Raw genomic sequence first — 23,800 nt, 5'->3', positions numbered from 1 at the left:
TGTCAGGAAATAATCCTGGATCTGCTCGGCTTCCATACGGCTTTTAATTGCTCAATACGAGTTTAATTTGCTGGCAAAGGACTTTATTTGCTGGCTACACAGAAGAGCAGGGCGTTGGCGAATGGGGTTTGGGTAGTTAAACCATTGATACTCAACCGTTAATCAGATCGAGCGACCTCAGCAGATTTTTTAAATGTTCTGGACTAAGAACCTCTTTTGATGAAGAAATGTTGCAACACAATCATTTACCTTATCTTCATCTAACCAAAACGGATCGGGTTCTCTTATATTCTTGTGTAACACAGGCATGTATTTCAACTCCCAACAGATTGCTTACACCCCAATTAAATATCAAAGAATCTCGGCATAATATGAACCATCGCTCCGCTTCCCAAATTCCACTTTTGCTGGGAGCATCTTTATCCCCATCACACTTGCCTCACGCAAATGATTAATCCAATTAACATAATCTTGAGGCAATCTGTAAACTTGAACCAAATCCCCTACTTGCACTGTTACAATCGGATGCCCTTCCTTCTGAAGACCGACAGAAAGAACCTCATAAACTTTACCCTCCATAGAATCAGGAATTTCAAGAAATGAATGCTTGGTAATGTCATGATACACTTTCCCGCCGCGAGCATTAATGATGTGATCGTTGTCATTTGAAGCGTGGACCAAATCAATTCCGCCTATTTTCCCAGAGACAGCTTCATTGTAGCGTTGTTTCCGATTTTTTCTGTTAGCCATTGTTGCAACTCCTTTTTTCATACTGTATCATCTGTCGGAGAACGTTAATAACGTGTTCAATGAATTCAGGAGACATCGTTTCAACTTCTCTGAAAACTTCGCTTAAATTTGTTCTCTCTGATATCAATCCATTTATGTATGTAACCATATCCAATAACAAAGAATCCTTCTCCGTTTTAGAAAAGCCTTCCGATAGTCGTCGCAGATATTTTGTCGGCACTGCTTTAAAAAGTGAGGTTAGCTCTATCCCTGATTGCACATCCATCTCGATAGGCTCAAGTAACTCGACCCCATACAAATGAGTCCACTTTCCCTGCATAAAATCGTCTCCAAATTATTTAATCCCCGAACGAATTGCCGCAGAAATATGCGATTAAAAACAAAAAATAAGCCGTCATCTCCAACTTTGAACGGAGAATAGTGCTTATTTTTCTATTTAATACTTATGCAAAGCTGAAGTCGGTCAGATTCTCTTTAATCTCATCAAGTGACATCGAGGAGATTGACGAATGCCTCAGCTTATACTCATCCCACTGCTCGTTTAACTCCTTGTTTTCGTTCACACAGCTATCAACAATCATCAAAAAGATCCCGCTTGTAAGAAAGCTTAAAAACATTTTTTTCAACAACCAAGCAAATACATCAGACTGGGTACGAGAAACAGCGTACATCATAGCGAACATCGGTACGACAAAAATGCTTACAAGAATTTGTTCACATAACCACATTAATGAGTTAAACAGGAATTTTCCGACAACTTTCATAGAACCCCTCCTCATTTTCCTTGCTTCGGCAATAAATGAAAGAAATGAATCCCCTCTACAATTGAAAATAAATCATTGTAGAAATAGTTAGGATATCTCTTGGCGTTATTAAGTTTGGCATGTTCAGGCGGATGAGTGTGATAAGGCTCAGTATCCGTTTGGTAATCCTTATCAGTATGAGGCTCTGAATGGAACTTGGCGAGCACCGTTGTTTTATCTGGTGATATCCAATCATAATTGAATCGTTCAATTAACTGTTGTTTCGACAAATATTCTGTTATGTACAACAGGGAACCGTCTAAAAACACGATGGTCGCTCGTTGGACGAGAAATGAGCTGGTTAGACCCGTGCTGTCGGTTTCCCTAATGGTTTGTATGGCTTCCCCAAATATCCTTTGAAGCTCAATGAGGTTTGTTTTTGGATTGCCAATCATAAATCTCCGATTTCTTTCAGGAGATAATACCACTCTTTACCTTCTCGTCCCCACTGCCAATCATCCGTCAAATAAGGATCGCCTTTTTGCTCCACAACCTTTTGATACGTACCGCCATAACGTTCTTCAAAGAAGTTAATTGTCTTGACAATTTCTTTGACTCGTTCAATCTTATATTCCTGTTCGTCCATTTGAGATGTCTTCACATCTTGATTTTGAATATATCGCTCGACAACTTCTCGGACGGGAATTTGCTCTCCAGTTGGAGATATCCATATTGTATTCTCCGATATACGTGCTTGCTTGTTACGAGCGGAACGTTCAATCCCAACTAATCTTCCCGTTGCAATCCATTTATTAACCGTTGTAATACTTACCCCAAAGAATCGTGCTAATTGACCTGTAGAATACGATCTACCTACTTCTTCTTCTTGAGCAACAGAAGCAACAATGCTCCAACATTTTTTCAGTTCCTTGAAAACATCAGTATGATTCTGGTTGTATACGTGTTGTTCAAGAATGTTCCGAACATCACTTTGAAGCTCAACCTTAAAAGGCGTTGTTTTTTGCAAGAAAGTAAACAACACCTTTAAAACGACACCAGTTTCTTCAGGCTTTCCTTTCAAAGTCTCCAGCACTTGTTCAAATGATTTTCGATCTTCTTGGGAAATTGCCATATATTTCACCCTCTCTTCACCTCCATTATATCAGACATGACATGAAACTGCAACTAAACTGAAACCCCCCATTAAAAGTTTAGTCAGATTTCCTTGAAAGTATACTTAGTGTTTGACATTGAATTTTATTTAGTCTGCATACCAAAGATGCAGGGGGCGATTACACTACCTCGCTCCAACAAAAAAAGAACTGGTTTTTCGCCAGTTCCTTTGTCGGTTTTACACTTGCTCCTTACTTGTGCTTCATCTCATCAACACAATCAATCAATGCCAAATCTTTTTCATAGACCCTGAATACGCCTGGACTATTTGGAATAGTTATGAGTTTACCAGTATATTGTTGCCTAATCGTTAACATCTCAATCTTCGCGTTTGCATTAATCATTACTATCTCTTCATTCACCACATCATAATGTCCCTTTTCAATGACTCCCAATATCTCTCCTTTGAATGCAACCCTATCTTCGAAGATTTCAACACGTTTCACTCGAACCGTTTTCTGTACATCAAATTCGCCACAATAATCATATTCGTGTTTCCAGATATCCCATCCGAACGCTCCTTCTTTGCAGATAAGCAAATCATGATTACTTTTCCCAATCGAGTCCTTTAGTCTTGGTCCTTCCAAGAACTCATCATGTTCGTCCTCTTCAAATATTACGAACCCATATTGTTCATTCAACTCTTTTTTAAGTGTTTCAATACTTGCAAATTCAAGACCTGGAATAATTGTAGTTGATTCAAATAACCCCGTTTCAGGAGTATCATACATGTACAGTACGTTCTCGTAGCCACTGTAATCAATTATTTCTTGTGACCCGTGGTTACTCGTGTTCTCCGCCTCAATGTTACTCTTTATGTTGTCCATTTTTCTTCGACCTCCAGAAGTCTTTGCAATTATTTTGTCGGCGTTTTCAAACATCAACTTAATATTAAGGTATCCCCAACCTCTCTACAACCAGCCATGACATTGAACAAACCTGCCGCTCAATTATCCTTGGCATTCGCCTCATCCTGCTCTACATAGCATAGAAGCCTGCCTCCTGTTTTCTAAAGAATTTTTATGTTATATGCGTCAGTACAGGGGAAAATAAAAGATATGGGAAGGGCATAAGAACCTTCACCCTCCCCCCGTTCTTCACATTCTGATAATTATAAAACCGTCAAGAAAGTGGCGGCTCGTTACCCCGCCTGCCCCATTTCAATCCTTACAAACTGATTCAAGTCTGGTACAAAGAAATATCCATCCTTCCTCAGCTCTTCTTTCAGATCTTCGATATCAATAAAGATATCCGCCGCTAACTCATTTAGAGAATTATATCGACCTGTACGCAATTTAGCATTCAAAAACTCAATTCGTTTTTTGATCGGATGCTGATAAAACTGATGACCATACATCTATTTACGCCCCCCCCTATGTTCATTTCGTAGTTGCTATCATTTTACATAGAGGGCGTTTGAGTGCCTACCCTTTTGAAGTCGAAGGTAGGTTGAGCTTTAGCACGATAAAGTGGTTGAGGTATAGTCTTGTATTCTTATCAACTCTTCGATGTCAGGCGGGCAATGCTCGGTTCGAATAGATGCTTTCCGCAGTACCCTCCAAACCGAAAGTTCTACACCATCTCTTCCCAGTTCCTTTATTGCCCAATTTATTTTTCGAATACGAAACTGCTCTTCCGTTTCTGTCACAAGGTTAAGATACGCCTTGGTTTCGGGTAATCGATCCAAATGTTTCTCCAGTAGAGCCTTTGCTCCGCTTAAAGCTCCAATTTTGCTCATAGTCAATCGTCGCGGCTTCCCTGCGGCATTCATGATTTTATCAACAGCAGTTTGAACCCTCTGCAAAATGTCCTTGTCTCTTTGGCTCCAATCCACTCGTTGATTTGGGGTCACTATCTTTGAAGCAGGAGAATTTTGCTCTAACCAGCTTCGGTCATTTCTATACAGTCGTGCATATAAGCCAGGATTCAACTTCCGCAATTCCGTTTTGGACAACTCTGGATGCTCTTCTTGAAGCTGAAGCCAGTTCATGCAGTCAGTCGCTCTTTGCTCACTCTGCTTGTTTTCCCGTCCCTTTCCACTCCCTTCCATCCCATTCTCCAGGCATTTCTTCACCGTCATCGGGTCAGCCTGTAGCCTTCTGCCGATTTCCCGCAAACCAAAGCCTTCGGCGGCTAATCGTTTGCACTCACTCTCCCACAGCTTTCCAAATTCCTTGACTCTGGATTTATTAAGTGGGTCGTCGCCAAGCTTTCGCGTATAAATGAAACCGCAAGAACAAGCAAATGTACCGATTATCTTTTTGGTTTTTTCACAGGTCGTCAAGGTTATGTCAGTGATCGCCTTCTGTAGATAATGCTCCGCCGCTGGGTTGAGACATAACCAAGGGGGATCACCAAATGGTTTGAATGATTCTCTCCGATAGAAGATCTCCTCCAATGTGACATCAAGGAAATTCATTAACAACAGATGCCGCAAAAAGGAAAAACTTTTCCTATGAAATCTGGTTATATCCGATAACCAATGATGATTACCCGCCAAGTCTGACTGTAAAAGACTAAGAAATTCATTGCCGTAAAACAATACAAAATCCTGCTCAAGCCTTAGCTGATCCACCCTGCCTTTTTGACTGGCATAGCCCCGGTTTTGAAGCCTACTCACATAAAACTTCCCAAACCATTCAAACGGTCGGTTGGGAAATGTATAGTTAAGTAGGCTTTCAATGTTCTTGCCAAGAAAACGATATTTCTCCAACAGTGCCAATGGTGTTTTGGTTATAACGCTATCGACTTTGCAATTTTCTTCATTGGGCGGGATATAGACATGCTTGTTCAATTGATTGGTTGGTACTTTGCTGTCCTGGAGCCATTCTTCATGCCTCATGCAGATATCCAGCCCAGGAATCTGATGCATACGATGCCAGTAATACTCCCCGTACACCGACTTGTCGATAAGATTGCATTGGCGACAAAACCTTAAACGACTGTTTATCTTAATGGAGCTTGCCATAATTCCAGCAGTCGTATGAATCCCCTTTCCATCCAAACCCTTCATTCCTTCATAAACCTTTTCCCTTTGTTTGGGTGACAAGAAGGCTGTTAGGAGGGGAAACATGGTGTGTTGAAAAATCAGTTGATCGGATGTGATCGTTGAGCTTGGCGGCAAATTAGACACCAGATTATCGATGCCTGATGGCAGGAACACACTTGCGGAAATCCCGCTATGACCAAATGCATCCAAAAGAAATGCTTTGTGACTTAACGTTCCGTTTCGAATACGACTACGTGCCAAAACGGAATAAAGCAATTCGTCTTCATAGGGCGTGGGCAGGTTGGGAATCATCCAGCCACGCTTCTTCCTGTGTCATAATCTGCTTTGATATATCCAGCTTGTCTTAATGCGTCATACGCACTTAGCCCCTTTTCTTTCCCCGCTTTTACAATTTCCCTCAAATCATTCCCTCTGTTAACCAGTTGCATTTTTTCGCATTTTGGTTTTTCGGAAATATGTAATTTGTATGCTTCTTGCACAATATAACTTACATCGGTTTGTTCAGGATTTTCCAACAAGACCTGTTCAACCAGATTTTCCGCATCCTTTTCAGGAACCCCTAAAAACTTTAACCGAAGAACCGTATCCTCTTTCAACTTCGATAATTGCTGAATACGGGAGGTAGTTTCTTTTCTCATGAGCATGCCAATGTCCACCTTGATTTGTTCCTTGGCAACAAAGTCGGAAATGTCGGGGATCACAATATCTTCATATGCCGCTAATTTCGAGAGTTTTCCCGATTTCAATGCCTCCATCATCGGCTTGAGTAATTTGAACTGTTCGTCGGCTACTTTACGAATCAGTGACGGTGTTAATTTTTCTTTGCCTGTCGAAATGCTTCTCATCTGGCTTGCCGCGAAAATTTTGCAAGCGAGATCAACAATCCCCATTGAAGTCTCATATAGAGCGGCACTAAGTTCTTCATCAATTTCGACCACATGTTTTGTCCATTGATATCTCCCCAATCCGTGCACAAGCAAAGACCATGCATCGTCTTTTGGCAAGCGATCCATCATTACATCACCTTGCCCCGAAGATCTTCGAGCTTGCCGAAATTCCGATTGGAGAATTCCCATCCCTTTCGGTGTTGATATTAGGATAATTGGGATACCGACCTCATTTACGAGCGTCACAAAGTAATTGAGCACTTTTTCTGCACCACTGCTTGATGTCGTAAGATGTTGGATCTCATCTATGATAAGAACGCCCAAATTGATTGAACGTGCAATTTGTCCCATGAGTGGCAATAATACATTTGTGCTAAGTCGGGATTTTTTCCCGTACTTCCCGAAGTAATTGGAGCCTATAAGCTGATCTACTTTTGCCATAAAATCGAGGGACAGCGATTTCAATGACCCGTCAAATGGCGTTTCCAGTTTGATCCACGGAATTTGTATCATGCTCAGTTCTTTTCCTTGATAGCTGGAGTGGACAATCACTTGTGGAATTAATCGTATGATCCGATTGACAGAGGTCGTCTTTCCCATGCCTGAAATTCCTACGATTGACATGGCAAATGCCGTTGCGTTTCGTACATAGTTTTGGAACACCCCTCGCTCAATATCTCTCCAACCTTGTTGAAAGGATTGAGCATACTCTGGAGAGAATGGATTCCGCCCCACATAAGACTGCCGTAAGATTCGTGATATCCGTTGCTCCAGCTCCAAATGTATAGGAAGAGGTTGAAAGTATTGAAAGATACGCTGAACCAGATGCATCCGATACAAAGCATCAAGATTTCGCTCTTCTTCACCAATATAGGGATAATTACCGATCTTCTCGGCAACTTCAACTTTGTTGTAAATAAGCGGGAGTGCCTCAATGAGCGGATTATTTTGATACTCCAAAATTGGCTGTTCTTTGTACTGAGCGGCAACCGCCAATGTTCCGTTTGAAAGCTTAATCATGGTTTCCATGCAAGCCCTCCTTTTGCTTCTTCCTCAACAACTGAATTTCATCAAGCATGAAATCGTCCTCTTCGGAATCATTTGGCTTCCTTGAATTCTGAGGCTCTTCACGCCCCAATACGAACATTTCTGATTCTCTGTTCCTCTGCTTTTCAGCATCCCGATTCGTTCGAATTCCTTTTAATCTGGCAGTCTTGGATTGAGTAGTCTGTTCACCACGTGTTTTTCTTGTGGCGTCCTGAACAATGGATTCAATCTCGGCGGCAAGCGAGATCCGATCCCCTAATTCTTTTTCTTCATATGCCGCGTGTTCTTTCTGTTCCCATTCCAATAAGTAACTCACATCATCCAAGGTCTGATCTTTATAACGAGATTGTGATTCCAACAAGTAGCAAACTTCGAATTCCGTTCGGCTCAGACGCAAATATATATTCGAAACGTTCCGAGGATCGTAATTAACAGGAACTTCCCATAGCCCACTTGACCGAGCCTTTGTAAACCACCTCTGCTTGAGGGCGTTTTCCGATCCATAATACATACCGTTGAAGCGGATTCCCCTTTGAGTCACTACTGCAAGACCTTGGGGCATTAAGTTGAAACGAAGCACATCTTGCGGTACATGACGAAGTTTTCCAGAATGATTTTTCATGCCGAATTCCCAAAGTCGAATGGGGATGGGCGGAACATTTTGTGCAATTTGCATGGCATCTCGTTCATAACCAGCCATATGATGTTGCGTGTTAAAATACAGAACCGTCTTAATGACGATTCGAGAATACTCAAATAATGTCAATGTACTGTGCAGTCTGTAATCGGTTGCCCCGCGTTCTCGGAAGTCGCTCTGAATGCCGCCCTTTAAGAAAGGGGCGATGTGCGATTGGATCAGGTCGAATTGCTTCTCGACGACGGATTTAAACTCAGGACGGTAACTGGGGGTATTTTTCACAGCAATATTGAGATTTTCGATGACCGATAATGCTTTATTATTAGAGAGTAATTCAGCTCTGTCGGCAAGAATGGCGGTCGGGATTCCACCAGGCCAGTCTTCTTCCTGAATATCAATTCCATAATTGCGACAAAAGTCAACTTTCGATTTGGAAAAAGCATTTTCCATTGCCATCATCGCCCCACTCCACGAGGCATTTTCCAGCCCGATATACACACCGACCACAAGCCTGGAGTACGCATCGCATATGAAGTAGATCGTCGGACGACCGATTATTTTTGTGCGGTCGTAGGAACTCACCAGATAGATGTCGCCTACCGTGCTGTCTATTTGGTACAGCGAGCCAGGTCCCATAACGTCTTGCTTTGTCGAACCCAAGACGGGACGATATTGTTGTTCATATTTTTTCTTTCCGTCTCGCAGAATGACTTCTTTCTTTGCATCCCGCCAGCTCTCGAACCAATAGCGAAACTGCCCAAAACTCGGAATTTCAGTACCGTTTTCAATAACAGGAATCTTTACACCGTCTTCCATTCGATATGCAGTAGCAAAATTCTCCCGTATCATCTGTTCGTAAGTATAGCGAAGAGAAGGACGATTCTTTTGATAATAATGCTTGTCCAATGACCGCCTAAAAATATGTTTGACCTCTTCATTGATATTCATTTCGCAGTAAATGGAGGGGGTTTTCCGTTTACGCCCCCTCTTGCTCCCCTGTCCATCCCCGCGTCGTTTCCCTCTGCCTCCACAGTTTGACAGATCGGGGAGCAAAGCATATCTCGATAAACCCCTGGCATAGTATCTCTTTACGTATTTACTGATCACTATCTCCGATAAACCAAAAACCTGCGATGCCTGCTTAATTATTTGTGACCGCTGTTCTGGAATAAAGATGCTCGGTTCGAACCGATTCTGAATCATCCATTGCATCACTTTCCAAGCCCGATCCCAGGCATCTTTTTCCGATCTTGATATTGATTCTTCATCAATAATCCGCACCCACGGATCAGTTTCTTCTATTATATATGTGCCACAATTCAGACCTTCGAATATCTCCAGGAGTGACATATAGGTTGGATAGCAGTTTCGATTTATATCGGCAATAAAGCTTGCTTGATTGCTTTCATCAAGCCAAACAATTCGTTCAATTTTTGTTGGATCTTCTCGATGTCGAAACAAGGTGTTAACCGCTACGTACATCTCGACCAACTCCCGTGCTTTCCCTGACAACGACTTCCATTTGCTCAGGTGTATGGATTATATTGATTTCTTGATCCAAATTGATTTCGATTTGCTTACTCGCAATGAGATAGCGAAACAAGAATAACCCCAAACCCTTTTCCCGTTTCGTTTCGCGTTCAAATGCATCCAATATTCCCCTTACAGGCTCCCTTTTTGAACGTAAAGCTTCCATTATATATGTGCTGTAATACTTAACTTCTTGTTCTGTCAAACCAGCATCTTCGATATATAAGGCAGGAAGAACCCACTCAATATTTCGTGATCGCTGATACGGAATCTCTTCGGAAGTCACGATTGCATATTCCATTTTCAGGCTTTCGTAGTACCGCCGCTGTATCTCCAGGCGTTCCAACGTATCTTTTTTCTCCAACTCAGTCCGATCTTTTATAGACCGTGCATATGTGCGAAGTTGCCCTTTTTCGTCCTTGGCAGTTATCAGAAATGTCGTAACAAGAACATGCGGGGTGCCATCCCGATTTTTCAATCTTTTCACCAATGATTCGTCAAGTTGATCCATGATATCTGCAATATTTAACAGCGGATATTGCTCCTTAACGGAAACCACACGATCATCAAATTCCAGAAGGTAAAAGTACCTTGTTTGCGAGTCAGTGAGCAGGTGAATGGTTCGGTTAAGCTTCCTGGAATAAAGCCGCGTCACCCTTCCTTTTGAGGAAATGTCCGAGACTTTGAGCCAAGGCTTATAATCTTCTTCACCCTGTCCTCTTCCTTCATCCAAAAATCTCTTTAATGTGGAGTCCTTCCACTGCTGGCTTCTCCCTGCCAAAATCATCGCCCCCATTAACCCAGCCATATCATCTGATCAAATTTGCAATCCATCGACCGCCCGTTGCTTATCTTCGGCACTTGAAGACACATAATACTGATAGATGGTGTTGACGGAACTATGCCCTGTCAACAATGCGACAGTCTTCGGGTCACTTCCATTCTTAATGAGGTCTGTACAGAAAGTGTGTCGGCAAAGGTGTGGTGAAACCCTCTGTTCCAATTGAGCTTTTCTGCTGTACTTGTCTAAAATCTTGTTGATAGCCAATCTCGTTAAAGGACCACGTTGACCGATGAGAAGTTTATTTGAACCTGTATTGGGGCGAACATCTAAATATTCTTTGATTGCAGTAACAGCGGCGGCGTTGAGATTAACCTTACGTGATTTATTGCCTTTTCCATTCCGTATGAGTACGTAACTGTAATTGTTCTTGCCATTCCTATCGGTCAAGTGGATATCATCAAGTTCGATGGATATCAATTCTGAGCATCGAATCCCTGTTCCAAATAGCAGGTAATAAATGCAAATATCCCGCTTATTGTTCTCCGCTTCGATGGTTCGTTTTAAGCGATACATATTTTGTTTATCTACGACTTTGATTTCGTGATTCAAATCGATGGTATGTTTCAGCAACACCTTCTGCAACTTGATTTCTTCTTTGCAAATTCCTTCCCTTACCAAAAATCTTTGGTAAGCCACTACGCTCTTCAGCTTTCGATTAATACTGGTCGGTTTAAGTTTCTTTTGCAAATTCAAATATTGTCGAAATTCCCGTACATCGGTTTCGGTAATCGAGTCAGATTCAAAACCCAGGGAATCCTTTAACCAATTAAAGAATTGCCGAATATCGTTGATATAAGCCTGAATCGTCAGCACGCTTTTTCCTTCTGCTAACAGGGCTTTCTCAAATTTGTCGATCATTCCATTCCCTCGCTTTCCAAAAGTTTTTCTTCCTAACACCAATCATTACTCATTGCCTTTCAGTCAATAAAAAAAGTGCCTTTTGCCAATAGTGAACGTGATTGCTTTTTTTGAAAGCAAAAACGTTTCTACGAGCAAAAAGCACCTTATGTTCATGTAGACTTGGTTCAATAATCTATTATAGTGATTAGCCCACCGCATGACAAGGCATTTTTTTGCTCGGTATATAACCTGTATTCAAAACTGTTAGTTATGCTATCAGTTTCCTTCGCTTCGATTCCAAAAACCCATCTTTTCGTCGATTTAGCTTTGAAAAAACTGGTGACGTAACTTTTTAAGCCGATTTTCATGACGCTTCCCTAACCTGCCCTCTTGTTTTCACCTATTTCCAATTTGATTTTTCGTATCATGGCAACAAGCATTTTCCTGATTTCAACCGCTTCGTTATCCAAGTGCTCGAACATCTGCTGGTCAATCAGTTTTGCGTTACGGGCTTCCTCTAACCACATTTGACTCTCTCCAGCCGATCCGAGTGCATTGTTGAGAAATGAGATTTCTTTTTGAAGATATAACTGCGAGTTCGATTCTGAAATATTAGCGGCCACAGATGTTGAAGCCCTCAAAATCTGATTGCCGATTACCTGCCTATCCTCCCATTTCCATGCCTTAACGATCTCCCTGATTTTCCCGATCCATTCCATTGCTTTTTGATATACCATCAGCCTTCGAAAATCCCGAACTTGCGGCTCCCGCATTGTTTCCACTAACATCTTCCCCTTTCAACCTAACCCCTGTCTCAATGTTACCCTGCATTGCAATAGCTATGTTGCAATTTTCGGTCGAACCACGTTTGAGCTAAGTCCATGTGTTTATTCCACATCTGTGCAAACCGAACAGTCTTGCTTCTGCCGCGTTATGAAATGTGAATTATTTCACTTTCAACTTTCGGAATACATATACCTATATTATTAGCGACAAAAAGTTTTCGAAAAGCAATGTGGACTTGCCACATCGCTTGTAGATTGGCGAATCTCTTTGTTTCCGCATCATTCGGCTGACTGACAGTGACCAAGATAAAGTTTCATTAAACGCCCTCGCTAAAAGAAAATGTGATGCCACTACTTTCGGCAACGAGTGAAAAGTTTTGTTCTTCTGTCGATTTCATGCAACAACAACTTTCGGAAAACATAAGAAGAATCCTGCTATTTGTAAATTTATGGTTGCATTTATTAAGTGTCTTAAATTATTGCTCAAAATCATCAGAGCGACATGCGATTTTGCCAATTTGCTCGGTGCGTGCCGTCGCACGCCTGACAATAATCATGGAATTCAATGTTTCGCCTTCGCTTTGGCTTTAATGCGAATACTCATCGCGACAGGCATTTGCAATATCACTCAGCTTTTAGGCAAAAATCAGGTGATTTCACAAATTCGCTTGGCAATCAGAATTCGATTTTAGTGCGTTAAACCAAGAAAGACAGTCGGCATTAAAAAAGCGAAGTTTCGCGGCTTCGCTTTAAAAGGGTATGTAATCGTAACCGTTTGCCCACTCTTTATCGATCTGCATGTCTGACTCATCTTCTGAAGCGGCAATATCGACTTCTTTTATTACGTAATCAGCAAGAAACACTTCTTTCGCTTTTGCTTCACCAAAGAATTTGATAACTTTTTCCTTTGTGATGAGACTACCCCAACTTCCAGCGTCTTGAAGCTTTTTCACAACCTCTTCAGCCGATTCCAACGTTTCTTTGTTGTACTCCGGCACCCCATAAAGAGTGATTCTTTTGCCGCCCTTGTACCCTTTGCTTGCCCGATGCTCCAAAATTCGACTTGAAATTCCGAGCAATTGAACAGGAAGCTTGTCATGCGGAATCTTTTCAATCATGCCGATTAACGTTAGCATATTGACCGACCTTGAAGCTGTTGATTGACTGATCCCAAGTTTTTCTTTTAGGCGATATGTGGAAGCAAAGAAAATGTGTTCGCCCTGGTAGCTGAAAACTCGAAACAACCCTTCTTCCTTGTGGCTGTTCATGTATTCCAAAATTGGTCGATATCTTTGAATAAATTGAAAAACTTCGGGATACTCTTGTTCCAGTTCAGCTCTTCCGCCGCGAATATACATCAAATTGTTTTGGTACTTTTCAAATTGTTGAACTCTCCATTCATCCCTCAAATCCTCAAGCCCTGCTATTTTTGCAAGTCTGTTTCGTGCATTTTGAAATGCATCCCCATTCTCTTTTTCGTCGCAATAAAGAATTTCAATGACATCAAAAATGTTTAGCCCAATTGTGCCGCCAAAATGTATTTTCGAAAAGTAGCGGTAGATCCCACTTTCATCCTTCGAAATCCAGGCATCGTTGCCGAATATTAACTCGCAATGATACCAAACTTGTTCTTCCATATCCAGATTGATGAATATTTCACCGAACAGCTTTCGTGTCTGGACATACCGATCAAACTCTTGGATCGTCTTGATGTTCTGGAAGCTCTCTTTGTTTATGTTCTTCTTGAGTTGGAAGCGATGTATCCGGCCAGTCTGAATCAGATATTGTCTTATTATTCTCTTCTCATGGGTTTGCGGCTTTACGTTGCCGCCGCTGAAGATGCTGTATATGTTCATCTTGCGGAACTCCTGCGATTATAGTTGCTGTTACTACAATGATAATCGTTTTTCAGGTCACAATAAACAAGTTATGTATCGAGTGACTTTCAATGCGGTTTGCTTGTAAACAAAAATGAACGAAGGAGCAATAACAACTCGCTCCTTCTCCATCCCCTATTTTATTGCATGGCCTCTTTTAGCTGATCGATCAATTCCGACAGCTCATACATCTCCCGCATTTTACTCCTCGGCGACCATTCCGCTTCTGCAATATATTCGACAATTTGGACAAGCCTCTCTTTGACCTCCATGCTGATTGCTTTTCTGCCAACAAAATATTGGTTTTGGATCAATACCTCCGAGAGCGACAATGTTTTCTCCTCTTCGTTGGCATCTTCGACAGAGTTTTTGATAATCGTCGAGATCAATACCGAATCGGGTATTCGCAATGCTTTTGACAGTTGCAGGAGTTTCCTGATCGTCGGACTTGTTCGTTCGCCGCTCTCCAGTCGATGAATATACGCCGAACTGACCTCGCCCCCGCTTGCATCCTCCAAATCTTTAAGCGACATATTCCTCAGCTTCCTGTAATACTTGAGCAACAAACCAAAATCTCCTGAACTATTTCGCTCTTTACCTTCCCTGCTCCGACTATCCGCAACAGCTCTCTTATTCATTCTGCCCCTCCTCGCCGATATTTCTCAAAATACGAGAATCCTGGTTGTATTTTTTTGTATTATAAGCACATCAGCACTCAAGCATAATTGACTGGAGCGAGCACAATATTTATCAACTTATACCTTTCCCCGATGTTCCTGCCCTTTCAATACGGCAAAATCAAAATGTAAAAAGGGCATCGTCCATTATAACGGAGGCGATGCCCTTGCTATTGCTATTTGTACTGATGCAGTTATTCAGAGGTTATCCACACGTTCTTTTGTGAACTTTGTGGATAACAACATTATCCCCCACTTGCTTGAACTCAGCTTCATAGCGTTGCTTTCCCAATATGAAGGCAGTAAACTACAGGAAGGGACGCAATACATTGAAGGAGAGAACCAAGGTGCTACATTTTAATCTCTCTTCCATCACGCTTAGCCTGTAAAAGTTAGAACCATCCCTTGGAGCTTTTGCAGGCTAAGCCTCTTTCCAAGGGAGCGTGATGGAGTTGAAGCCAAAAAGAACTAACCGAAGCCGCGATTACTATCGGCATCATCGCAAACGTGTAATCAATCGCAAACGCAAGATCATCAAGCATTTCTGCTGGAATGTAAAAAAGAATGAATATGGAAGATTAGCGAAAGGGAAAATCCACTGTTCCTGCTGGTGGTGTAGTAAGAAAACGCAACGTTTAGGATTTCCAAAGTCAGAAAAAACAAGAATTGAAGGACTTGAGGAGCAATTACTCGATCAGGATTTCGGATTCTAAGAAAAAGGGGAGTGGATAGCTATCCACTCCCCTTTGTTTATACCCGAAATCATGGATCTATTTTCTGGACTGATATTATTTGATCAGCTTGAACACTGTAATCATCAATTAACCGTATGATTGGATTATCATGTTCACTCCAAGAACGGCAATACTGCTTGCTCAGGTAATGCAAGCAATAGCGAATAATTCGAAATCGAGTCTGCTTGACTGTCAGTTTTTTAGATCCGTCAAAAATGATTTTTCCTATAGGAGCCGCAAATGAAATCATGTACGGCTTAAAAACCTTGGTCAATTCGTTAATTGCCTTTTGCTCACCCAAGACACGAAGCATATTTTCAACAATCTCTGGAAGATAAAGAATATGTCGTACATTTCCATTCTCATAGATCTTTCCGCCGAATAGAAATCCATTCACACACTTATCGGCAGATGAAAAACGATTGCCTTCGAATCGGTTTATGATCATTTGGGCTGTTGGATATTCACTACCATTTAAGAAGGATTTCCAATCCACAAGGTTTCCCCGAAACAACGTTCTCAGTTTACCCCCTGCCTTGAAAAAGGTTAAGCCGACCCGCTCCAAATGATACTTCATTTCTGTATTTTCAGTCAGAGCATCAAACAAATTGTAAACTGGCTCCTTCTCCAAGTTTTCTCCCGTTACTCTTGTTGTCAAATGCGAGATCGCAACCGACTCGAAATCTGGTATCATTACAACCTGCTTAGTTTTATCGGAAAGGAAGTTGAGAAAGTGGGGAAGGTCTATATTAGAAGGATGCTGGTCTTTTAGAAGGAACAGGTGTCTAACGACATAGTATTCAATGATCTCTTTCTTTACTCCAAACAAATTTTCAAGTGAAACATACAAAGTATCCTGATTTATACCATTTAGGAGAGATTCCATTTACTTTCCCCCCGAAAATAAATAAAAGTCCAGAGGTGCTTCCTCATGGACTTCTTCTGCACGGGTGCTTCCCGATACAAGGACAGTATAACACAGATGGAAGGAGTTTACAACAGAGTGCAAGGAAATACAAGAGTATAGGGATAAGTTTTGTTCTTACAGCTCCTATCTTATCTGTTTTACTCTTTTATAAGCGTTTCCGATATTTATTGTATTCCTGCAATGAGGGAAATTTGAACAACCATAAAATTCTTCGCCGTTGCTCGTTCGCCTTACCATATACCCGTTGCATCGATTACAAATTACCTGATTGTTAAGCAGGCGAACATCGCTATAAGTTTGGTTGCATTGCGGGTAATTACTACAACCCAAGAAACTTTTCTGAAGTTGATTCTTACGCTCAACTAATAGTCCAGTTTTACATTTTAAACACCTTGGGTTATTGGAAATCGAATTTTCTATAAAGGTTGTTTCAAATCGTATTCCATGGTCTTTCATCAACTCTTTTACAAAAATCGATGCATCCTTTTCAGGAGCAAGAATATACAGGTTGTTTTTAGTCCGTGTTAGTGCCACATAAAATAACCTTCGTTCCTCCGCAAATTCAAAAGCATCCTGATCCGTGAGAACCCAAGATAATACCGGATCATCCGAGATACGGTTTGGAAATCCCAACAAGCTATTTTTTGCATTAATCAAAATGACTTGATCCGCTTCTAAGCCTTTCGATTTATGGGTGGACATGAAACTGATGTTTGCCGACTTATATTTCTTATACTCCACCTTTACCAATTTCTTGCCCTCAATGACTCTAAAATCTGCCTGATCTTTTAGGAAATTGATGTCGAAATTATTTCTCCCTAAAAGCATAATGTCCTGATCCTGACCACCCTTTTCAATTATTTCATCAAGGATCGCTTTTGTAACCTCTACCATATTTTGGGCGTAACCAATAACCCGGATCGGCTGCGGATTGTCTTTGCCTGAAACCAAATTCTTTCTAAATTGACTCTTGTTTTTCATGACAAAATTTCCGGCGATATTAATCAATTGCTGCGAATTTCGATAAGTCCGCTCAATTCGAAGCAACTCGTACTTCCCGAAATAATCGCCGAATTTGGTAAAGAGCTGTACGTCACTGCCTGCAAAACGATAAATCGACTGCCAATCATCGCCAACACAGATTACCTTTGCATTGGTCTTATCCTTTATTGCTTTAATAAGCTTGTAGCGGCTCTGCGAAATATCCTGATATTCGTCAATGATGATGTATTTGTAGTTGAAAGTGGCCGATTTGCCTTTCGCAATATCGGTTGCTATATTAATCATATCATTGAAATCAATTTTATTTTGTTTCCGCAAAGTATCCTGATAATACTCATATACCGGTTGAACCAAGGATAGGAAAATTTCATTTCGCGTTTTCAGAAATGTATTTTGGCTATATAAACGTTGGTTTTCTTCTGCAAATTGAGAGAACTGCTCCTGTTTGTAGCCGTTCGACTTAAAAAGGTTGATAAAGCTGCTGACAAGCTTAATGAACTCCTCAAAATAATGATCGCTTTCTTTGATGCAGATCGCTTCATAAACTGCCTTCACATCGATTTTCTTGAACTGAACCCCGTGCTTCCGCAAGTTTTCTTCCAACTTCTCAAATAATACCCCGTTCTTGTTATAGTACGAATAAGATTCAATCAAAACGGTGTTCTTTTCTTTGTGCAAGGCCCTTTTCCATCGGATCCCTTGCAAATACTTTTCTTCCTCAATACTGCTAAGCCACGGGGTTCGAAAATCTTCTGTGATTCCGAAGTGCTCAATATATATACCGTAGTCTGGCAGATAAAAGTCAGGCTTGTACTGCCGATAATATTTCGAAGCAGTAGGGTACTCATAATCGTTTTCGTATATGTATTCAATACCGTTCAGGAAGAGAAAGTTTGCAATAAGCGTTTCTTCCAGGCTTTTCATCGTCTCCCCTTTCAGCGATTGCAAGTTTTTAGTTACTCTTTGCAGTTTTCCTTTCAACGTTTCAAAATCAAGGCTTTTTTGATTCTCGTGATATTCCCCCAAGCTATCAAACTGTTCGAGATCCTTCGGGATGTTTAAATATACACCGAAGAACGTGACGATTTTTTCAAGTTCCTTCGGATTCGAGTTAATGACGGAGCGGAAATACTCCTGAATAATTGGTTTGCTATCGTCTAAAACATCCGGTTTTACATCCGAATGCCTTGTAATGATCCCCATGCCAAGCTTATGAAACGTCTTGACATCGACCTTTACACCAAGCCTTTTTGCAATACGCTCATGCATCTCTTCCGCCGCTTTGTTCGTGAATGAGATGAGCAATATTTCATCGGGGAAAATCCCCCTTTTTTCGGTTAGAAATTTCACCTTGCCCGATATCGTTAACGTCTTGCCGCTTCCCGCACCTGCTAACACCAAGTTATTGTCCTCATCGGTTAGAACAGCAATCCGTTGTTGTTCATCCAGTGATTTTCCATCAATATTGTCAAAGAACTCTTTGTTGTTGATTAGCTCACGCTTTACATATTCCTGATTCCATAAAACCACATGCTTATCAAAATCGTTCATCAATGTTAAATAAGATTGGACTGACGGATCGTCTATCTCGTTTAAAGCTGCATCTTTATAAAACAATAACGGTTCCTTATGTCGCTCGACAAAATTGTTCTTGGTGGATTCAGCTATGTAATCTTGCCTTAATGTAGCGAGTTCTTCGAAGAAGTGCTGCACTTTAACATTGATTTGCTGTACCAGCTTCGCCATTTCAGCGGCACGAGTTTGAATGCTTCCGCATTGAACTTGGAATTGGCTTTGAATCGATGCGTATAGTTGGCAAAGCTCATCATATTGCGGCAATGTAGCAATTACAGGAACGAGTTTTTTATACCGCAGCTCAAAGTCAGGGGTTATCCGAAACGGAAAATCTCCCACTAAATAAGCCCGATCAATATCGCATTTTTGAAGCAGCCCTTGAAAGTACGAATTGGGAACATAGCGATCCGCTGTAACTTGATTTAATTCAAGAGCAATTTTTTTGTATTTTTCTTGTAACTGCAACAAATATATTTCGATTTTATGAATGAGCTTCAGTGCCTTTTGTTTTTGGAAATATCTCGTTATCTTTAGAATCCATGCAAACATACCTATAAACTCCTATGAATAGATTGGTAATAGTAATATTGTACCATGTTTAACCGAATAGGAGCCAAAATATGACAAAACTATTCGCTTAATAACGCGATATCTTCCTCCGTTCGACCTTCTTAGAGGGCTGCTTATAGACGAAATAAACCATCTCTGACAGATTCACCAGCCCTAACCCTCGCTCTTCCTCCACCCAATATGTATTCGCTCCCATGTCGGCATTAAGCCGAACACCATCAAAGTAGCTCCGTTCAACTGGTGTATGGCCGTGGATTACAGGTTTGTTTTGGGTAAAGGTGCGGAGGATTTGTTTCGGAATCGAATAGAATTCGCACTCGGTCATCCAAAGGATATCCCTACTCTGCGAATCGAGCGGCTCAAAAGGATTTAAGCCCGCATGCGTATAAACATATTCGTCATCCTTGAAGATCAGCGGCAAGGAAGTTGCCCAATCTATATGAGTTTGCCGATCAGCTTCAATTGAAAAGGTCTTATTAAAACTTTGAATGGTATCATGCCCACCGTGGCTGAGCTACAGCTTATCTCCTCGCTGATAATGCCAGCCCATCATCTCTTCGTGATTGCCAATGACGGCATGAACGTTGTTCGGATACTGTTCACAAAGCAACTTGATTGACTTAATGACTTCGCCGCTATCCTTTCCCCGATTAATCATATCTCCGCCAATGACAAGCTAATCTTTTGTAAAATCCACTTCTGCATGCTTCAGCAATAATTTGAATCCTCTGTATTCCCCATGGATATCGGTTATAAAATACTTCAAAAGTTTCACCACAAAAACATTAAAACAGCCAATCTCGTTGGAATATTCAGGAAGTCCCCATTCTGTATTTATTATAGCATTGAAGGGATTAGCTTTCTCCCAAATCACGGTTTGTACTAAAAGTTCCAGACAGGCTTGCTATCTTCCTGCTCTATAATATGGGTTTGCGGCATTTTCTTGATATTATCGGACTAAGTCAATCCTCACATTAAACAATCCATTCTGAATACAATGGGTATACAGTCATCCCTTCTTTCCCCTGCCCCTTCGCATGGGGCTTTTTTTTGTTACGTATAGGTAATGGCAAAAATGGGGAAATTGTAACCTGTTAATTTTTCCAGTATGGGAGGAACATTCAATTGTCAAAGCAAATGATTCCAAATTATGAGTACAAGCCAAGACAGCCGGAGCTGTGCAAAAATTGCATATGGGGCTGTTGGGATGGGATGAAACAGTTTTGTTCCAAGCCCGAGTGTATTAAGAAATCCTTAAGCCCAAACGCTGAAAAAATGGGTTTACGCCGTGCTTCCCTTGTGCCAATGCACATAGACTGTTGCTGTGATTCAAATATCACGCATAAACAAAGTTCAGGAGGAATGATATGAGCAACTTCACTTACTATGCAATGCCAACGTATACCCGTGACCATGAAACGTATTGCAAGCAAATGTACGATTGGCACATGAAGATGCACCATTATCGGGAGCAACAAAGAGCGTATCACCTTGAACAAGCAAAACATTTTCAAAAGCTTACTGGCGAAAAAGCTCACGTCTCCGACAACAACAACGTTGCCTGAAACGGAACGGTTGTCATGGAGCGATATTCTGAACTGGAACATTTCCGGTTAAGGTTATGGGATATATTTCTCTCGATTCGTTCAATGTATGGCAATATACATGTTCCATTTGATGACCTTTGGACTGAATTTCTTGCACGTCATGCAGTATTGAAAGAAGCTCCGGCTGAAAGGATTTACAATGATATTTGTAATAACTTTGAAAAGGAAGTGATAAGCCGAGTCAAACGAGTTCAATAACAAAGGCGGGGAGAAATCCCCGCTTACGTATTTTGAACGTAAACATGCGTTCTCCCTTATTCCCACAATCGATTTTTCGCAAACTGACTTGGCTATACTGCGAATACTTGGTAGGTTTGAGTTAATGTTTGCCTAATCCCAATCTCCTGCTTTACCTGCCCTTAATTGGGGTTTGGTTGATCGGGAAAAGTGAATTTCGTTTCGTTTGTTCTTGATGATAACGCTCGATGCAATTAAGGATCCGTTCAAAACCTTGGCGACATGGCTCGTTTGAATAGGCTTCCTCATGCAACTGTTCAACCAGATCGGCATCTTTGATCGCGTAAAGCAGATCGATATATTCCAATTCGATCTGCCTAAGCCGAGTATCAAAATATTTGGCAAGCCCCAGACACATGCCAAATGCCATCGCTTTCCTCCGCTCCCCCTCTTCAACTCCGACATTTCCAGCCATCTCTTCTGTTAAACTTACTTCGCATCTTTTCGCAGTCATTGCCATTCGCCTCCCTTTCTGTACCAAATCCCCCAATCCCCTATAATGTTCTCTTGTGAACACGATTCAAAAAATGAAAAACACTCAGTCATTTAGACCGAGCGTTCGCAAAATCCAGTTATACAGTTATAGGATTGATTTATAATTGGTAACATATTATTCGACTCCTGATTGGTATCGTACAATTATCATACTGCCCAGCACACATGTTCGTCAACAAAAAATGCTACTTCCCAAACAATATATTAATTGGGAATGGACAAAAATGGGTTAGGAATCCTAACCCGCGACTGTTTATTTCTTGGAGATCGTAACCCAATTTCCATCTCCATATTCGAACCCGATATTATCATATCCGTTTTGCTTCAAACGCTCCTGAATGGCTTGTTCCCATTCCACTCCATTGATTTTAAAATTAACGTCTTTTAGGTTGACCGTGACGGAGTTATAGTAATATTCCTCAGCTTCCACAACTTCGTCGCCCAAAAAATCGAGCACCAATGATACAAATTTTTCATGCTGGTCCATGCCTGTTCCCCCCTTTATATTATATTGGCTTTGCTTCCTTGCATGATGCGATCTGAAATCTCAGCTTGATTGCTTCAATCGCCAGCATGCTATTTCTTTTATCAAGTGCACTGAACAAGTGATGAACTGAACATTCCGTACTTGCCGCGTTATACAGATTGAATGCCAAGTCAATGAGACTGCGAGTGCCGCCAGTGAGGAAAGGCTCGTTGAATGCTTCCAATCGGATTGCATTTTCTTCGAAATCGTAGATCGAATCTACATTCCTATATAGCGATTCGTTTCCTGAAATCACATAAAAAAGTGATCGTCTTTCAATGTCCTTGCTGTGCGTGTTATCTCTTTTGCAAAGCTCTTCAAATCTTGATTCATGTTCGCTTGTCAGAAATTGATACATGCTAAGTACCTCCTTTTTTGTGCTTTTTCTTTGTGATATGCGGATTCGGTCTATATATGCAATCTAAAGCAAAAACAAGTGTTCGTCTGCACATAATTGGTCGAATACTGTTTGAGTATCTATGACTGTCATTTCCTTTAGGTTGTTTGCCTTGCCCCTTCGTTCGCCGTTTGTCTTTTGTTGTTTGGCAATTGCGAATTCACTGGTTGATTTTGCAAAAGCGAAGCCGACATGGTAGGTGGTGAATTAGGCAAACGGCTCGCTCCCCCCCCTGTTACCGAAGAGATGAAAAAAAACTCTTCGATAACAGGAGGGGGATTAAATCACAACGCATGGCAGTATGGAGCCATCAGGTATCCGTGTCGAATTTAACCCCTAAGACTTATTTATGTCTTACATCGCTCGTAGCTTTTTATCGCTAACACGTCCAGGTCTGCTATTACCGTGCTGACAACCAACGTCACTTACGATGCCCCCCAAACAGGACAGGTCAATCACCGATGTTTCTGGAATTTCCCGCTATGTGGTTGTTACCCCAGATAGCGGGAACGCCACCCTCTTACGGCCAGTAACACTCGATGGTCAGTCGAGCAGTTGTTTTAATGTGATCCTCCTCAACACAGAGGTTTTTTAGTTTTGCGTCTGAAAGCTCTTAAACAGACTATTGAGTTTTTCGAAAATAAAAATAAGCCCCCCTTTCTTGGAGGCTTACCACTCGCAATGCTTATTCTCTTTCATCCACTTTTTTATGTCTCAAGCATCATTAAACCGATTTGGCGATTATATTTTCTGCTCATACAGTATAATATGAAACATAAGATTTTTCTGTGGAGAAAGAGAGCTTGCATGTACACTAACTTTGGTCGGTTGGGTGTGGTAAGCTCTCTTTTTTTGTTTTCATATCTTAGTTAAGATAAATCGATTTGATAACCCGACAAGCCTTTTAGACTTGCTTAATCAAAAAAGAA

At 41.2% G+C, this 23,800-nt stretch carries 23 protein-coding genes; 2 read left to right on the top strand and 21 right to left on the bottom strand.

Translation table 11 applies throughout. The features are described from left to right. Positions 1-351: 351 nt before the first annotated feature. The 14 genes from SD70_RS24985 to SD70_RS24910 form a co-directional block, all read right to left on the bottom strand. Positions 352-750, bottom strand: coding sequence for a hypothetical protein (locus SD70_RS24985; RefSeq protein ID WP_052487857.1), 399 nt, complete (start codon positions 748-750; stop codon positions 352-354). Positions 751-1,193: 443 nt separating this feature from the next. After that, positions 1,194-1,514 (bottom strand): hypothetical protein, encoded by a 321-nt coding sequence (locus SD70_RS24975; protein WP_041050688.1) that lies wholly within the window; start codon positions 1,512-1,514, stop codon positions 1,194-1,196. 11 nt (positions 1,515-1,525) lie between these two features. Beyond that, a complete protein-coding gene (locus SD70_RS24970) occupies positions 1,526-1,948 on the bottom strand; it encodes a toxin-antitoxin system TumE family protein (protein WP_041050686.1) in 423 nt (140 codons plus the stop codon). Then, a complete protein-coding gene (locus SD70_RS24965) occupies positions 1,945-2,634 on the bottom strand; it encodes a hypothetical protein (RefSeq protein WP_041050684.1) in 690 nt (229 codons plus the stop codon). Before SD70_RS24965 ends, SD70_RS24970 begins: the two co-directional genes overlap by 4 nt. Positions 2,635-2,857: 223 nt before the next feature. Further along, positions 2,858-3,493 carry a hypothetical protein gene (locus SD70_RS24960; RefSeq protein WP_041050683.1) on the bottom strand — a complete coding sequence of 212 codons (636 nt, stop codon included), beginning with the start codon at positions 3,491-3,493 and terminating at the stop codon, positions 2,858-2,860. A gap of 314 nt (positions 3,494-3,807) precedes the next feature. After that, on the bottom strand, positions 3,808-4,023 hold the full coding sequence (locus SD70_RS24955) for a DUF4250 family protein (RefSeq protein WP_041050681.1): 216 nt from the start codon (positions 4,021-4,023) through the stop codon (positions 3,808-3,810). Positions 4,024-4,122: 99 nt separating this feature from the next. Continuing rightward, on the bottom strand, positions 4,123-5,967 hold the full coding sequence (locus tag SD70_RS24950; RefSeq protein WP_041050679.1) for a TnsD family Tn7-like transposition protein: 1,845 nt from the start codon (positions 5,965-5,967) through the stop codon (positions 4,123-4,125). Next, a complete protein-coding gene (locus tag SD70_RS24945) occupies positions 5,964-7,592 on the bottom strand; it encodes an ATP-binding protein (protein ID WP_041050677.1) in 1,629 nt (542 codons plus the stop codon). The genes SD70_RS24950 and SD70_RS24945 overlap by 4 nt, the downstream gene beginning before the upstream one ends. Then, on the bottom strand, positions 7,576-9,729 hold the full coding sequence (locus SD70_RS24940) for a Mu transposase C-terminal domain-containing protein (RefSeq protein WP_041050675.1): 2,154 nt from the start codon (positions 9,727-9,729) through the stop codon (positions 7,576-7,578). Before SD70_RS24940 ends, SD70_RS24945 begins: the two co-directional genes overlap by 17 nt. Continuing rightward, positions 9,713-10,585, bottom strand: coding sequence for a heteromeric transposase endonuclease subunit TnsA (locus SD70_RS24935; RefSeq protein ID WP_052487856.1), 873 nt, complete (start codon positions 10,583-10,585; stop codon positions 9,713-9,715). The genes SD70_RS24940 and SD70_RS24935 overlap by 17 nt, the downstream gene beginning before the upstream one ends. A 9-nt stretch (positions 10,586-10,594) precedes the next feature. Beyond that, positions 10,595-11,479: a tyrosine-type recombinase/integrase gene (locus SD70_RS24930; protein ID WP_041050674.1), complete on the bottom strand. Its 885-nt coding sequence runs from the start codon at positions 11,477-11,479 to the stop codon at positions 10,595-10,597. A 359-nt stretch (positions 11,480-11,838) separates the two neighbouring features. After that, positions 11,839-12,234 (bottom strand): four helix bundle protein, encoded by a 396-nt coding sequence (locus SD70_RS24920; RefSeq protein ID WP_041050699.1) that lies wholly within the window; start codon positions 12,232-12,234, stop codon positions 11,839-11,841. Between the two features lie 761 nt (positions 12,235-12,995). Next, complete coding sequence (locus SD70_RS24915) at positions 12,996-14,102, bottom strand: hypothetical protein (protein WP_041050671.1); 1,107 nt, start codon at positions 14,100-14,102, stop codon at positions 12,996-12,998. A gap of 161 nt (positions 14,103-14,263) precedes the next feature. Beyond that, positions 14,264-14,761, bottom strand: a complete 498-nt coding sequence (locus SD70_RS24910) for a helix-turn-helix domain-containing protein (RefSeq protein WP_082053639.1) — start codon at positions 14,759-14,761, stop codon at positions 14,264-14,266. A 491-nt stretch (positions 14,762-15,252) separates the two neighbouring features. On the opposite strand from SD70_RS24910, the gene SD70_RS36355 reads away from it, so the two are divergent. Then, entirely contained in the window at positions 15,253-15,513 is a 261-nt protein-coding gene (locus tag SD70_RS36355; RefSeq protein WP_156158181.1) for a hypothetical protein, read from the top strand. A gap of 49 nt (positions 15,514-15,562) precedes the next feature. On the opposite strand, the gene SD70_RS24905 is transcribed toward SD70_RS36355, so the two are convergent. The 4 genes from SD70_RS24905 to SD70_RS38610 all read right to left on the bottom strand — a co-directional run bounded on the left by SD70_RS24905 (position 15,563) and on the right by SD70_RS38610 (position 20,279). Then, a complete protein-coding gene (locus tag SD70_RS24905) occupies positions 15,563-16,420 on the bottom strand; it encodes a hypothetical protein (RefSeq protein WP_041050667.1) in 858 nt (285 codons plus the stop codon). 165 nt (positions 16,421-16,585) lie between these two features. Beyond that, positions 16,586-19,588, bottom strand: a complete 3,003-nt coding sequence (locus SD70_RS24900; RefSeq protein WP_041050665.1) for a UvrD-helicase domain-containing protein — start codon at positions 19,586-19,588, stop codon at positions 16,586-16,588. 88 nt (positions 19,589-19,676) lie between these two features. Continuing rightward, on the bottom strand, positions 19,677-20,030 hold the full coding sequence (locus SD70_RS38615) for a hypothetical protein (RefSeq protein ID WP_231571519.1): 354 nt from the start codon (positions 20,028-20,030) through the stop codon (positions 19,677-19,679). 93 nt (positions 20,031-20,123) lie between these two features. Continuing rightward, a complete protein-coding gene (locus SD70_RS38610) occupies positions 20,124-20,279 on the bottom strand; it encodes a metallophosphoesterase (RefSeq protein WP_269432530.1) in 156 nt (51 codons plus the stop codon). 697 nt (positions 20,280-20,976) lie between these two features. Here SD70_RS38610 and SD70_RS24890 point away from each other — a divergent pair. Continuing rightward, positions 20,977-21,174 (top strand): hypothetical protein, encoded by a 198-nt coding sequence (locus tag SD70_RS24890; RefSeq protein ID WP_041050664.1) that lies wholly within the window; start codon positions 20,977-20,979, stop codon positions 21,172-21,174. 391 nt (positions 21,175-21,565) lie between these two features. Here the strand turns inward: SD70_RS24890 and SD70_RS24885 are convergent, their stop codons facing one another. The 3 genes from SD70_RS24885 to SD70_RS24875 form a co-directional block, all read right to left on the bottom strand. After that, entirely contained in the window at positions 21,566-21,907 is a 342-nt protein-coding gene (locus tag SD70_RS24885) for a hypothetical protein (protein WP_041050663.1), read from the bottom strand. A 294-nt stretch (positions 21,908-22,201) separates the two neighbouring features. Next, positions 22,202-22,435 carry a hypothetical protein gene (locus tag SD70_RS24880; RefSeq protein ID WP_041050659.1) on the bottom strand — a complete coding sequence of 78 codons (234 nt, stop codon included), beginning with the start codon at positions 22,433-22,435 and terminating at the stop codon, positions 22,202-22,204. Positions 22,436-22,454: 19 nt separating this feature from the next. Continuing rightward, a complete protein-coding gene (locus tag SD70_RS24875; protein WP_052487854.1) occupies positions 22,455-22,832 on the bottom strand; it encodes a DUF6075 family protein in 378 nt (125 codons plus the stop codon). Positions 22,833-23,800: the final 968 nt, after the last annotated feature.

The organism is Gordoniibacillus kamchatkensis (assembly GCF_000829455.1).
Classification (GTDB): Bacteria; Bacillota; Bacilli; order Paenibacillales; family NBRC-103111; genus Gordoniibacillus; species Gordoniibacillus kamchatkensis.
This window is presented reverse-complemented; position numbering and strand designations above follow the sequence as displayed.